12 protein-coding genes and 1 pseudogene are annotated in these 13,774 nt (G+C 39.8%); 4 read left to right on the top strand and 9 right to left on the bottom strand.

Annotated features, from left to right (window positions below):
• The 5 genes and pseudogenes from ACZFYI_RS06945 to ACZFYI_RS06925 form a co-directional block, all read right to left on the bottom strand.
• Positions 1 to 182: pseudogene (locus ACZFYI_RS06945) on the bottom strand (adenosine kinase); the annotation flags it as partial.
• A gap of 72 nt (positions 183 to 254) precedes the next feature.
• Positions 255 to 1,421 (bottom strand): hypothetical protein, encoded by a 1,167-nt coding sequence (locus ACZFYI_RS06940; RefSeq protein WP_462523399.1) that lies wholly within the window; start codon positions 1,419 to 1,421, stop codon positions 255 to 257.
• 121 nt (positions 1,422 to 1,542) lie between these two features.
• Positions 1,543 to 2,034 carry a rhodanese-like domain-containing protein gene (locus ACZFYI_RS06935; protein WP_462523398.1) on the bottom strand — a complete coding sequence of 164 codons (492 nt, stop codon included), beginning with the start codon at positions 2,032 to 2,034 and terminating at the stop codon, positions 1,543 to 1,545.
• 145 nt (positions 2,035 to 2,179) lie between these two features.
• Positions 2,180 to 2,893, bottom strand: coding sequence for a Crp/Fnr family transcriptional regulator (locus ACZFYI_RS06930; protein WP_462523397.1), 714 nt, complete (start codon positions 2,891 to 2,893; stop codon positions 2,180 to 2,182).
• A gap of 73 nt (positions 2,894 to 2,966) precedes the next feature.
• A complete protein-coding gene (locus ACZFYI_RS06925) occupies positions 2,967 to 3,440 on the bottom strand; it encodes a type I restriction enzyme HsdR N-terminal domain-containing protein (RefSeq protein ID WP_462523396.1) in 474 nt (157 codons plus the stop codon).
• 50 nt (positions 3,441 to 3,490) lie between these two features.
• On the opposite strand from ACZFYI_RS06925, the gene ACZFYI_RS06920 reads away from it, so the two are divergent.
• Positions 3,491 to 5,125: an amidohydrolase gene (locus ACZFYI_RS06920; protein ID WP_462523395.1), complete on the top strand. Its 1,635-nt coding sequence runs from the start codon at positions 3,491 to 3,493 to the stop codon at positions 5,123 to 5,125.
• Positions 5,126 to 5,151: 26 nt separating this feature from the next.
• On the opposite strand, the gene ACZFYI_RS06915 is transcribed toward ACZFYI_RS06920, so the two are convergent.
• Complete coding sequence (locus ACZFYI_RS06915) at positions 5,152 to 5,844, bottom strand: ComEA family DNA-binding protein (RefSeq protein WP_462523394.1); 693 nt, start codon at positions 5,842 to 5,844, stop codon at positions 5,152 to 5,154.
• A gap of 233 nt (positions 5,845 to 6,077) precedes the next feature.
• Here ACZFYI_RS06915 and hemA point away from each other — a divergent pair, with 233 nt between their 5' ends.
• A complete protein-coding gene (hemA, locus tag ACZFYI_RS06910) occupies positions 6,078 to 7,349 on the top strand; it encodes a glutamyl-tRNA reductase (protein ID WP_462523393.1) in 1,272 nt (423 codons plus the stop codon).
• Positions 7,350 to 7,417: 68 nt separating this feature from the next.
• Positions 7,418 to 8,992 (top strand): WG repeat-containing protein, encoded by a 1,575-nt coding sequence (locus ACZFYI_RS06905; RefSeq protein WP_462523392.1) that lies wholly within the window; start codon positions 7,418 to 7,420, stop codon positions 8,990 to 8,992.
• Between the two features lie 86 nt (positions 8,993 to 9,078).
• On the opposite strand, the gene floA is transcribed toward ACZFYI_RS06905, so the two are convergent.
• The 3 genes from floA to proS all read right to left on the bottom strand — a co-directional run bounded on the left by floA (position 9,079) and on the right by proS (position 12,159).
• Complete coding sequence (floA, locus tag ACZFYI_RS06900; RefSeq protein ID WP_241127918.1) at positions 9,079 to 10,095, bottom strand: flotillin-like protein FloA; 1,017 nt, start codon at positions 10,093 to 10,095, stop codon at positions 9,079 to 9,081.
• A 3-nt stretch (positions 10,096 to 10,098) separates the two neighbouring features.
• Positions 10,099 to 10,560, bottom strand: a complete 462-nt coding sequence (locus ACZFYI_RS06895) for an NfeD family protein (RefSeq protein WP_462523391.1) — start codon at positions 10,558 to 10,560, stop codon at positions 10,099 to 10,101.
• Between the two features lie 117 nt (positions 10,561 to 10,677).
• Positions 10,678 to 12,159, bottom strand: a complete 1,482-nt coding sequence (gene proS, locus ACZFYI_RS06890; RefSeq protein WP_462523390.1) for a proline--tRNA ligase — start codon at positions 12,157 to 12,159, stop codon at positions 10,678 to 10,680.
• A 126-nt stretch (positions 12,160 to 12,285) separates the two neighbouring features.
• Between proS and ACZFYI_RS06885 the strand changes: the two genes are divergently transcribed.
• On the top strand, positions 12,286 to 13,596 hold the full coding sequence (locus tag ACZFYI_RS06885) for a hypothetical protein (RefSeq protein ID WP_462523389.1): 1,311 nt from the start codon (positions 12,286 to 12,288) through the stop codon (positions 13,594 to 13,596).
• The last annotated feature ends 178 nt before the right edge of the window (positions 13,597 to 13,774 follow it).

Genomic DNA, 13,774 nt, shown 5'->3' with positions numbered 1-13,774 from the left:
CCACCGCATTGTTTTTTGGCTTCCTCCGTATTGATTACCTGCATAAGGGAATTTTGACGGTCCTCGTCTACCAATGTCATCAGACCTTTTTCAACATGATTATCTAAAAAAAACTGGTCAGAGACTTTAAATTCTATATCTACCAATGCATTTCCAATACCCGTCACATCGTACTTTTTCATTGTTTTTGCTATTTTTTCAATAAGTGAATTAATTCTAAAATAATGTGTGTCCCTAAATTAAAGACCACCTTGTCATTCAAAAATCCTATGCCTTTCAAAGGGTATTGATCTATCAAATAAGTACCTGTAAGTATGGTGGGTTTTGTATATCTCTGCATTCAACTGCTCACAGACCCGCATCATTTTAGGATTAAAGTCTCCAATCCAATTCATTTCAATGGTTTTGTAGGGAAAAGAATCGTGTCGTGCAAATGTTTCATTGTAAGACATAATCATGGCGCTGTCCACTCCTTTCCCCTGAAACTCGGGAACGACCCCAAAGACCAAACCCAACATTTTGTTTGGTGGATTGAATGTTTTATACCAAAGGAATTTGAGTTTTCCTAACAAGTCCAACTTCCCGTCTACATATTTGAAAATCTGGTTGATCTCAGGAATGTTGATAAAAAAAGAAATTGGCTCATCTTTATAAAACCCAAAATAAATCAACCGAGGATCCATTATGGGTTTCATTTTGGCAAACATAAGCTGCGTTTCTCTTAAGGAAAGGCTTTTTCCCATGTGCTTTGCCCAAGCCTTGTTATATACATCCATGAAATATTGAGCCGCTTTTTCTGAAAACTCTTTCCCTTTCATATGGCGAAAAGAAAAGTCAGGGTCTCCCAAGACCTTGTTTGCTCTTTCTACCATTTTGGCATCAAAGTTTCCACCCTGTACAGGACGCATGTACGTGTACTGTTTGAAATATACCTGAAAACCATATTCCTCAAAGAATCTCTGGTAATAGGAAAAATTCCAAGGCATATTATAATTGGGCGGTGAAAAACCTTTCACCAAAAGCCCCCACCATTTATCTCGCTCACCAAAATTCACAGGACCATCCATTGCTTCAACAGCTTCTGATTTGAGCCATTCTTTAGCTGTGTCAAATAATAAAAAAGCCACTTCCCTGTCATCAATAGACTCAAAAAAACCAACACCTCCTGTAGGTTGCTTTTCTTTCCATTTGGGATGGATAAATGCTGCAATCCTACCTATTGAAACACCTTTTGGATCCTGAACAAGCCATCGCTTTGCTTTCCCTCCCTGCTTGAACAGCTTATTGATATCGGGGTTAAACAATCCCTGTATATCCTTATCCAGAGGTCTAATCCAGTTTTTTTCATTTTTATATAGCCTTACGGCCATTTCCAAAAATTCCTTTTCAAGTGCTGGACTGTTGACTTCCAGAATATGCATAGTAGAGATTTTAAATAAGCGACTAAAAATAGGGAGATAATTTTAAAGTAGGAAGGGCTCTTTTTGGAACTCGTTTCTTTCAGGGGGAATTATGATTCAAATTGTATGACACCTCAGGGAATCAGTATACTTTTTCTCCTTTGTTTACCCATATCCCCCATGTTCTGCTATAGGCATGAATCCTGTCAGTCGGTTTTTGATCTTCGTAGATAGGTTGGCCCTCATTGACCCAATGAAAAATTCCTCCATAAAGATTATAGACTTCTCTAAATCCGGCTTCTTTAAGTCTTTTTCCAATATCCTGACTTCTTGCGCCTACCGAACAATACACCACGATGGTCTCATCTTTTGAAATATCCTTGACGCTTTCCATCGTGAAAGTATCATATCCTACCCATCGCGCTCCTTTGAGATGGCTTACTTCAAATTCTTCTTTTTCCCTGGTATCTAGCAAAACGGCCTTTTGAAGGATTTCCTTTTGGTCAAAATACACCAAAGGAAAATCCTTATCATATATTCCGCTGAGCATGGTTTTGTAAGCCAAACTTTGGCCGACGGCCTGAGAAAAGGAAAAAGCAAGAAAAAAGAGCAAAACGGGAATTCTGATTACCATGAAATTTGGCTGATTTATGAATTAATGAAAGGGTTTGATTTCTTTAACAAATAAAACCTGAAAATAATTGATGAAATCCCTTAAAAAAATCAGACTTTGAAAAAAGTGATTTGGACAGATTCACAATCTTTGAAAATAAAAGGTTTTATCCATAAAAATCAGACAGCCTTGCCAAACCTCTTTTATCAAGAACAAGGATTTTCTTTCCTTCAAAGTCAATCAACTCATCTTTTCTAAATTCAGAAAGAAGCCTAATGACAGTCTCTGTAGCAGTCCCAACCAAACCTGCGATTTCTTCTCTGGTAAGCACAATATCAATCTTGTCCCCTTCATTTCCATCTATACCATAGGTTTCACTTAACTTCAGGAGTGTGAAAGCGAGTCTTTCCCTTATCGATTTTTGTGTGGCGTCAGTGAGCTTGTCTTCCATGATGCCAAGGTCACGACAAAGTGCTTTGGTAACCCTTCTGTGGAATTCTGTGTCTTCGGCCAATACTTTAAGGAAAGATTCTCTTGGAACAAAACAGATTTTGGCATCTTCTACAATTGTTGCGGAATTGGAATACGATTCTTCTCCCAATAAGGAAGCATATCCCAAAAAGTCCCCTTTTTTGGCCAGGCGGATGATTTGTTCTTTACCATTGGAAGCTGTTTTGAAAACTTTAACGACACCATCGTTAATACAAAAAACGCCAAGAGGCTTCGTAGCCTCATAAAACAAAATCTGTCCTTTTTTGTGTGTAATGAAGTTTTTGTGATCTGATAAGTGGCATAGATGTGGCTCAGCAAGATCCGAAAAGAGGGAAAATTTCCTACTCATGCAAAATTCGCAAGGAGTGCTTTTTTCTATAGTTTTCATTTCACAAGTTTTAAGACCATGGGACAAACTTATTCCTTAAAGATAACATATAACATGACAAATATCACATAAATCAGATTCCAAATTGAGGCAAATCTGATATTTGATCATAATTTTTTGTATTTGAATTGAATTTCAAGAACAAATGCTGTTTCCCATTACTTATACCCATATAGGATGCACCTATTGTTTTATTATAGACAGCCACCTGTTCTACTGTTTTTTTAGACAAGCTAATCTCCGGCGCTTTACATTCGATTAAAAGGAAAGGGCTTCCAACTCTATCCAAAATCAAAATGTCAAATCTTTTTTGGAGGGAGTTATAGAATATTCCTTTTTCCAATGAGAAAAGCCCTTTGGGATAACCTTTGTATTGGACCAAAAAAGAAACCATATGCTGTCTGACCCATTCTTCCGGTGTCAATATCAAATATTTCTTTCGAAGGGAATCGAAAATGCTTAATTTTCCCTCTGACTCCTGAATTTTGAATTCAAATTCAGGGAAATTGAGGGAAAGATTCAAAAAACCATACCGATCCATCATCATACCGCAAATATTCGCTTTCCTATTAAGAAACACCAACCAAACCTTCAAAAATGAAAAAAATTTTCTCCTTAATTCTTCTATCTTCATTTATTGCCACCTTTTCTTGTACTCCAAAAGAAAAAGTTGATCTCATCGTCCATAATGGGATTATCTATACGGTAGATGAAGGGTTCACAATTGCAAAAGCTTTCGCCATCAAGGATAACCGATTTGTGGCAGTAGGAAACGACAACGCCATTTTTTCAAAGTATGAATCGGACGAAATCATCGACCTCCAAGGTAAAGCGGCATACCCCGGATTTATAGATGCCCACTCCCATTTTTACAGGTATGGATTGGGGCTACAGGTGGCTGACCTACTTGGTGCAGAATCTGAAGCAGAACTGGTGGAAAGAGTCAGGGTCCATGCAGATAAAAACCCTGAGGCAGCTTGGGTATTGGGAAGGGGTTGGGATCAGAATCTTTGGGATTCTAAGGAATTTCCTACCAAAGCCAAATTGGATTCTCTGTTTCCTGACAAGCCTGTATTGCTGACTAGAATTGACGGCCATGCCGCACTTGTCAATCAAAAAGCGCTTGATTTAGGCGGAATAACAGGAAGTACCTCCATGGTGGGTGGAAAAGTCATCTTAATAGGGAACAAGCCAACAGGGGTATTGATCGACAATGCTATTGGCCTTGTATCATCCAAAGTTCCGGATCCAAGCAAGGAAGAAGCGAGATTGGGATTGTTGGGAGCCCAAGAAAATTGTTTTGCGGTAGGACTTACAACTGTGGTAGATGCGGGATTGGAAAAGGAAACTATCGACCTTATAGCTGAAATGCAAAAGGAAAACACCTTAAAGATGAGGGTATATGCCATGGTTAACCCCACCGAAGAAAACATGTCACATTACTTCAATGTAGGAATTTATCAAGATGACTTCCTCACGGTAAGGAGCTTTAAGATATATGGAGACGGGGCATTGGGTTCAAGGGGTGCTGCGCTTCTAAAACCTTACCATGACCATGCCGATAATTATGGATTCCTCCTCAAAAATCCGGAAGAATTTGATGAACTGGCAAAAAAAATGTACGAAAACGGATTCCAGATGAATACCCATTGCATCGGTGATTCTGCGAATAGAACGCTTTTGGATATCTATGCCAAATACCTCAAAGGTAAAAATGACCTAAGATGGCGAATCGAACATGCCCAAGTGGTAAGCAAAGAAGACATGCCGAAGTTTGCACAATACAGCATCATCCCATCCGTCCAACCTACCCATGCCACTTCAGACATGTATTGGGCAGGTCAGCGGTTAGGTCCTTTCAGAATCAAGACGGCCTACGCTTATAAAGACCTTTTGGATCAAAATGGTATGCTTGCATTGGGAAGTGACTTTCCGGTAGAACATATCAACCCCCTTTACGGCTTTCATTCAGGAGTAGTCCGTAAGGATGCGAAAAACTGGCCGGAGGGCGGATTCCAACCTGAAAACAAAATCACTAGAGAACATGCGCTAAAAGGAATGACCATTTGGGCCGCATTTGCCAATTTCGAAGAAAATCTGAAGGGAAGTATAGAACCTGGAAAACTTGCTGACTTTGTAGTCTTGGAAAAGGACATCATGACAGCGCCTGAAAATGAATTGAGAGAGATTAAAATTTCAGGGACATATATCGGAGGGAAAAAAGTATTCTGATCAAATGTTGGGCGGCAAAAAAATGATCAAAATTCAAGATAGGGTTTGAGCCTGTTTACCCATTCTTCATTGAAGATTTTGATTTTGAGCAAATCATCTGAAGATTGATAAGGTCCATGTTGCTCACGGAATGCTACGATCACCTTGGCAGATCCATAATTGATGTAGGGATGTTTTGCAAGTGTATTGACATCAGCTTGATTGATTTGGATTTTGTTTTTGATACCAGGCTCGAACTCAAAATATTCGAATACCTTTTCCATCACCTCAGGCGTCATTCCATAGACTTCCAGTAATTGATCCTTGCTGTACAAACCACCAATATTGTCCCGGAATTTGACCACCCTACCTGCCATAGTCTGCCCAATTCCGGGGACAATCTGAAGCACGACGGAGTCAGCTTCTGAAAATGACATTTTATTTAGCTGCGGGCTTTTAGGCTTTTGGTAAGTATATGGCTTTTTAACCGTATCTGATTGGGAACTTAATGGCGGACTTTGGAAGTTACTTTGTGCAGGTTTCCAGCCGGCAGTTATTAAGCTGTCGATCTTATGGGAATAGGCTAAATATTGAGCCTCGTTTTTCTTTCGGAGCACCAAATCATATACTGAAGGGATCAAATAAAGTATAATTAGTGCAGGAATCACCAATACAAAACCCTTCGATTCTCTTTTGGAGAATCCAAAATAGGACTTCATAAAAAAATAAATCTTAGCCATTATAAAGAATTTTGTAAAAACTTCATTCCGAACAAAACCGATAAATTGTATCTATCGCCAATGAAATAATTCAATTGGAAATATTTTACAATTATTACGAAATTTGAAATTGAAAACCAAAATTTTAAGATTTGACTATTTTATTTAGACCGAATTTAAATTAATAGGAAGTGACGGGAAATTATCTTTTGCTACCTAATCTGAATTAAATTTGTAACGGAAAAGTATCTAAAATGCAAAAAACGTTTAGGGCCATCAGTTTATCTCACAAAAGCGCTCCGGTGGAAATACGGGAAGTAATCGCATTGGATGAAGGTTCCATACATTCACTTTTACTGAAACTGAAAGATTTTTTCAGCGTTACTGACACACTTATACTATCAACCTGCAACAGGACAGAAGTTTATTATTCCCATGAAATTGACCTCAATGAAGAAATCATCAAGCTCATAGGCCTTGAAAAAGGGCTTACGAATGTGGTTGATTTTTTAGAATACTTCAAAATCCTTAATGATGACAGGGAGGCTATCCAACACCTTTTCAGGGTATCTATGGGACTTGAGGCTCAGGTAGTGGGGGACATGCAGATATCCAGTCAAGTAAAGAGAGCTTATCAGGCTTCTGCAGATCTCGATATGGCAGGTCCATTTTTGCATAGGTTGATGCACATGATTTTCTTCACAAGCAAAAGACTTGTACAGGAAACTGCTTTCCGAGATGGCGCAGCTTCTGTATCCTATGCAGCTGTCGAACTGATTGAAGAACTCACTTCCAATACCTATCAACCCCGCGTGTTGCTTATCGGCGTAGGAGAAATCGGCGAAGATGTAGCCAAAAACATGGTTCACATTCCAGATGCAAAAGTGACCATCACCAACAGGACATTCGAGAAAGCTAAGTCCTTGGCGGACGATTTGGGATTTGATGTTATTCCTTTTGAGAACTGTTTTGATGCCATGAAAGAGGCTGATGTTATCGTTTCTTCTGTCATGAAATCAGAGCCATTTATCACCAAGGATTTGGTATCAAAGATGGAAATCCATAGCTATAAGCTTTTCGTTGACCTATCTGTTCCTCGTAGCATAGAAACAAACTTGGAGGAAATCCCCGGCGTAATGCTTTATAATGTGGACAATATCCGAAGCAAAGCAACGGCAACTTTAGAGAAGCGACTTGCTTCAATTCCCCAGGTTGAAACAATAATTACTGAAAGCATAGAGGACTTTTTTAACTGGAAAAAAGAAATGATGGTCTCACCAACCATCAACAAGCTCAAAAATGCATTAGAACAAATCCGTCAAGAGGAAATGGAAAGGTTTTTGAAAAATGCAGATGAGGCACAAATTGCAATCATCGAAAAAATCACCAAAAGCATGATGCAGAAAATCCTCAAGGTACCTGTGGTCCAACTTCGTGCAGCTTGTCAAAGGGATGATGCAGATAAGATGATTGATATCTTGTCAGACCTTTTTGATCTTGAAAAAGATTCAGAAAAAAAGATATAGATTAATCCCAAGCTTTCTTGAATTCCGGACACAATCCGTTTATTTTACCTTCGTCAATTTCAAAATGTATGAAGCCTAAAGTTTATTGGACGCTATCACTGTATTTCATTCTAATTATACTCACTGTCGGAAAAGCAGAATCACAAACCTATGAGGTTTTTGACCAAAGCTTAAAACTTAAGTCGAGGATTGAATTCGATCAAATCAGTATTTTAGGAGAATCAGTAAGGGTAAGTTCTGCCAATAACGAACTCAAACTTCTTAGCAAAGAATATAAACCATTCGTAGACCTTAAAGCGCTTTCGGTCTACAACTATGAACAGCCCTGGATTGTGGTCGAAGGACCAAACGGCAAAGGTGCTTTCCACGAATATGGAGAGGAGATTTTTACCACAGAATACGATCAGATAGAGATATTTTATACCAGACTTCTTGCTAAAAAAGGTAACCAATATTGGGTTTACGATCATTCAACAAGGAAAACCATCTCTATCGGAGCCTTTCAAGAAGCCAAACTTGCTTTGAACGGACAGGTAATTGCCAAAAATCCCGAGGGCTATTTTTTACCCCTTTCTGGCAATCCTCAAAAGCAATATGAAGATCTTCAGGAAATAAATGAAAATTTCCTTATTTCAAGAGAAAGCTCAGGATTCGGATTGATCGACAGAGAGGGTAATTACATCCTTGAGCCGATAATTGACCACATGGTACATCTGGAGGGGGATTACTTTTATGCATTTGACGGGAATCAGTACATGTTGATACGATGTCTGGAAGCGCGTGCAGACATAAAATATACTTCCTATCATAAAATTACGCTGGAAGACGGGATGCTCTTAGAGTATATCCACGGTAAATTACGTAGGGTGATGAAAAATGACGGCATCCTTTTGGATCAGATTGGGATGGAAAAAGTCACAGATGTTGGTGATAAACACTATAATGTGCTATTGAGGGATAATAAAATAGGATTGCTTGGGCCAAAAGGCTGGGAAGTGCCGCCGGTGATTGAGGCAGAAATGATCCTTCCGGGAAGCGAAGGACTGTTTCCTTCAAGAAAATCCGGGAAATTCGGATTTGTTGATTCATCCGGAAATTGGATAATTGAAAATCAATTTGAAGAAGTGGGAAAATTCGAAGGAGGAATTGCTGCATTCAGGTTAGATGGAAATTGGGGTTTTATTAATCGCCAAGGAGAGCAAATTACCGGTCCAAATTATGAGCAAGTTTCTAACTTCTATAGAGGAAAGGCTATTGTTAAACAAGGAGGAAAGAACTTATTGATCGGCACTGACGGTTCTCTGATTTTGGAAAAAAACTTTGACCGTATTTCTTTGGCAGCTGATAATTATTTTATTACTGAAAATGAGGGCAAGTTTGGACTGATATCTCCGGAAGGAAAGGAAATAGTAGAGCCCAAGTTCCAAGAACTTAGAAGAGAGGATTTGAATAAAATTCTGGTCAGGCTGGGGGACAAATATGGAATACTTGATGAAAACGGGAATTATGTCTTACCCGTCTATTACAAAAGCATTGTATTTGATAACGGTAATAATCAGATACTCGCGGAAGATGACTATCAATTTACACCTGTGGAACCCATAGAAAACAATTCTAATGTGAAAAAGAAGAAAGGTGTCTAATCTGTGCTGAAAAATTTCCCCAGATAAAAAAGCCTGACCCGGAATGAAAACCGGGTCAGGCTTTTATGATTTAAGTCAGTCTAAAACTATTTCTTATCTCCCTGCTTGCCTCTTCCGCCTTCGGTGCCACTTGCCACATCCGTTCCGGCGATGGAAGACCTCATTTCTGTGTCAGATTTGATATTTTCCATTTTGTAATAATCCATGACACCAAGGTTTCCGCTTCTGAATGCCTCAGAAATTGCTTTTGGAATTTCGGCCTCGGCTGCGATTACAAGCGCTCTCATTTCGACAGTTCTTGCTTTCATTTCTTGTTCTAAAGCGACGGCCATTGCTCTTCTTTCTTCTGCTTTAGCCTCTGCAACTTTAAGATCGGCAGAAGCTTGATCTATTTGGAGTTTTGCTCCGATATTCGTTCCGACATCAATATCTGCGATATCTATAGAGAGAATTTCAAAAGCAGTCCCCGCATCCAAGCCTCTTTGAAGGACTAATTTTGAGATTTTGTCAGGGTTTTCCAGCACACTCTTGTGATTCAAAGATGAACCAATCGAGGTCACAATTCCCTCTCCTACCCTTGCCAAAATGGTTTCTTCACCCGCTCCACCTACTAGCTGAGCGATGTTAGCCCTTACTGTCACTCTTGCTTTGGCAATCAATTGGATACCATCAGCTGCTACCGCGGCAACATTTGGCGTATTGATTACTTTAGGATTAACAGAAATCTGAACTGCTTCAAACACATCTCTACCTGCTAAATCAATAGCCGTAGCCTGCTTGAAAGTCAAGGTGATATTTGCCTTATCCGCTGAAATCAATGCCCTGATTACATTAGGAACATTTCCACCTGCCAGGTAATGGGTCTCCAAATCATTGGTAGTAAGGTCAAGTCCTGCTTTGGTAGCGGTAATCAAGGAATTTACGATCACTCCCGGTGGAACTTTCCTGATTCTCATCCCGATCAATTCCCCTATTCCTACCTTAACATTTGAAAATATTGCAGTAATCCAAAGATTGACAGGAATAAAATATAAAAACACAAAGAGTAATATCAGCGCGGCAAATGCTGTAAACAAAATAATAGCCGAATTAGACATGTCCATAAACTAAGATTTAATGATTATTATATTATTTTCCAATTTAGTGATAAAAACAACAGTGCCCACAGAAATAAAACCTGATTCGGACTTTACTTCATATATTCCATCTCCTATTTCGGCTTTTCCTATCGGCTTGATGTCTGAGATAGCAGTTCCTTTCATTCCTACTTCCAATCCTTTGAGCCGGTCATCAAATGCCCGACTTTTAATCGTGCTTTTTAAAGCAAATTTTTTCCAGGCACCGGAGCGGAAACCATAAATCAGTGCTCCAAAATTTAAGACAAGTGTAGCCACCAAAACCATAACAGCAACTTGATTGTCAAAAGTCACAAATGCATAATAGATCCCAACACCTGTAACCAAGACACCAATGATCCCGACTATCGTAGTACCGGGAACAAAGAGAATCTCGGCGATCACCAAGACCAATCCTATCAAGAGAAGGGCACTTAAGATAAACCAGACCATTTCATTATTTTTTCTTGAAAATAGTCAGTTTTTTGAAGGAGAAAAAACCGGACCTATAATTAAACAAAAAAAATGCCTCCTCAAAAATGAGAAGGCATTATATATTAAAGTTTGATTCTAATAAGCCCTTGCAAAGTAGACACGGCCTTTAGAGGGATTCCCGGTTAGGATGCAATTACCTTCCTCTTCCTTTCTATTCAATGGAATACACCTTATGGTTGCTTTGGTGAGTTCTTTGATTTTATCTTCGGTTTCAGAAGTACCATCCCAATGTGCGGATAAAAATCCACCTTTTGATTCCAGCAATTCTTCGAATTCAGTCCATGAATTGACCTCAGTAGTCATTTCTTCCCTAAATTTGAATGCTTTGTTATAGATGCTTTCCTGAATGTCATCGAGCAACTCACTGACATAATCCTCAAGGTTTACATCTCCAAGATTTACGGTTTCTTTGGTCAGGGTATCACGCCTAGCCAATTCGATGGTATTATTTTCCAGATCTCTAGGACCCATGGCGATCCTAAGAGGAACGCCTTTTAGTTCATACTCTGCAAATTTCCACCCGGGCTTGTGTGTATCCCTTTTATCAAAATGAACAGAGATGCCTTTACTTTTCAATTTGGCAATGATTTCCTTTGCTTTGACTGAAATCCTATCAAGTTCATCTTCACCTTTGTAAATCGGTACTATTACAACTTGATTTGGTGCAAGTTTTGGTGGAAGTACCAAACCGTTATCATCAGAATGAGCCATTATCAAAGCGCCCATCAGACGGGTACTTGCACCCCAGGATGTACCCCAGACATATTCGAGTCCTCCATCTTTTGTAGCGAATCTGACATCGAAAGCTTTTGCAAAATTCTGCCCAAGAAAATGGGAAGTTCCTGCCTGAAGAGCCTTCCCATCTTGCATCAAAGCTTCGATACAATAAGTATCTTCCGCCCCGGCAAATCTTTCATTGGCACTCTTTACCCCTCTTATCACAGGAAGAGCCATGAATGTTTCTGCAAATTCAGCATAGATGTTCATCATTTGAATAGTTTCATCGATAGCTTCCTGCTTGGTGGAATGGGCTGTATGTCCTTCCTGCCATAAAAACTCAGTAGTCCTCAAAAACAACCTGGTTCTCATTTCCCACCTGACCACGTTTGCCCACTGATTAATCAAGAGTGGAAGATCCCTGTAGGATTGGATCCAATTTTTGAAAGTGCTCCAGATTACTGTTTCAGAAGTAGGCCTAACGATCAGTTCCTCTTCCAACTTTGCTTCCGGATCTACGATCACGCTTTTTCCATCTTCAGAGTTTTTGAGTCGGTAATGTGTCACCACCGCACACTCTTTTGCAAATCCTTCTATATGGCTGGCTTCCTTTGAAAGGTAAGACTTTGGAATAAAAAGAGGAAAATAGGCATTTGTATGCCCTGTTTCCTTAAACATCCTGTCTAATTCAGCCTGCATCTTTTCCCATATTGAATAGCCGTAAGGTTTTATGACCATACAACCTCTCACAGGGGAGTTTTCTGCCAGATCCGCTCTTTTTACCAATTCATTGTACCACAAAGAATAGTCTTCACTCCTTTTTGGCAATCCTTTACTCATAGTATTTTTTGATTTGAAAAATCTAATTATCTTCGCTAATTGCTGTAGGGGGCAAATATAATCCAAAAAATGATAACCCTCTCTTATATCACTCGTATATAACGGTAATTAGTAAAAACCAAACAAATGAAAAACCTCAACAAAATATTGATCATTGGAGCTGGTGCAGTCCTCGTCTTCTCTTCTTGCAGCACTAGTCAAACAGCTACAAGGGGTAGAGAAACTGATGATCTATACTTTATGGCTTCTGATGTCAAAGTCGCCACTCAGTTTGCAGTTTCAAATAACAATCCCCAGAATTTCAATCAGTTGAATACAGTTAATCCAGCTGATTTTGAGCAGGAGAATTTCTCAGCGAGAAATGTGAATCCGGAATATATTGCAAAATACCAATCCCAAAGTGCCACTGACAATACTGGAGAAGTATATTTCGATGACGAGCAGGCACAAGATCCAAATGTAAATGTTTATAATAATTTCTATGGTTCCGGTGCCGGTGTAAACGGTGCAGGTTTCAATAGTGGTCTGAATGTAAATGTTGGTTTTGGTATGGGTTTCGGTGCTCCTATGTGGGGAATGGGAATGGGCTGGGGAATGCCAATGTGGGGAATGGGATGGAACTCAATGTGGGGATGGAATGTGGGGATTGGATGGGGAATGCCAATGTGGGGCAACCCATGGATGAACCCTTGGATGGGTGGTGGAATGTGGGGTTGGGGACATCCAGGTTGGGGACATCCAGGTTGGGGAATGCCAGGATGCTGCTGGGGTGCTCCAGGATGGGGTGGTGATAATGGTCGTCAAGTTGTAAGAGGAGGTAGACCGGGAAGAGATTCTGGAATGGCTTCAGTCGGAAACAGACCCGGATCAGATTACCCAGCCACAGCTAGGTCTGCAAGAAGAGACGCGGCCAGTCCTGATAGATCAGTAGGTGCAAGCAACAGAACGGCAGGAAGGGATTTCAGTAGATCTCAAAATGATTATTATAATAGTTCAAGAGGTAGGGTTGCCAATTCAGCAGCCACTGGCAATAGAAATGTTGGTTCTGCCGCAGCAACTAGACCAAGTAACAGGACCGGAATAGACAATGCCAGACCAACTTATAATTCAAGAAGCAATTCGGGTATGTCAAATGGCACAGCGAATAGAGGAGCAACATCTCCAAGCTTCAATAATAGAGGCACATCAAATACTAACCGAGGAGCAAACCCTTCTTACAATAGGGGTAACACCATGAATAATAGCAGGACATCTACTCCATCAAGAGGTGGGAGCATGTCTACACCTTCAAGAGGTGGAAGTATGTCAACTCCTAGCAGAAGTTCTTCTCCATCATTTAGCTCACCTAGCAGAAGTGGTGGAAGCAGCATGGGAGGAGCCAGCAGAGGAGGCGGTATGAGCTCGGGAGGATCTAGAGGAGGTAGAGGGGGAATGTAATCCCCCTTTTTTTATAGAGGCCTAATAATTTAAAATCATCCTTTGTTTAATACCTTGAGTCAAATTTCTATATTCCTTATATGATTTCGACAAAACATTTCATTCTTGGATTTTTTTTGATTTTTTTAGGCATTTCTTCAGGATATGCCCAATTTGGTTACTTTGAAGATGCATTAAG

It is taken from the genome of Aquiflexum sp., from assembly GCF_977115555.1.
This window is presented reverse-complemented; position numbering and strand designations above follow the sequence as displayed.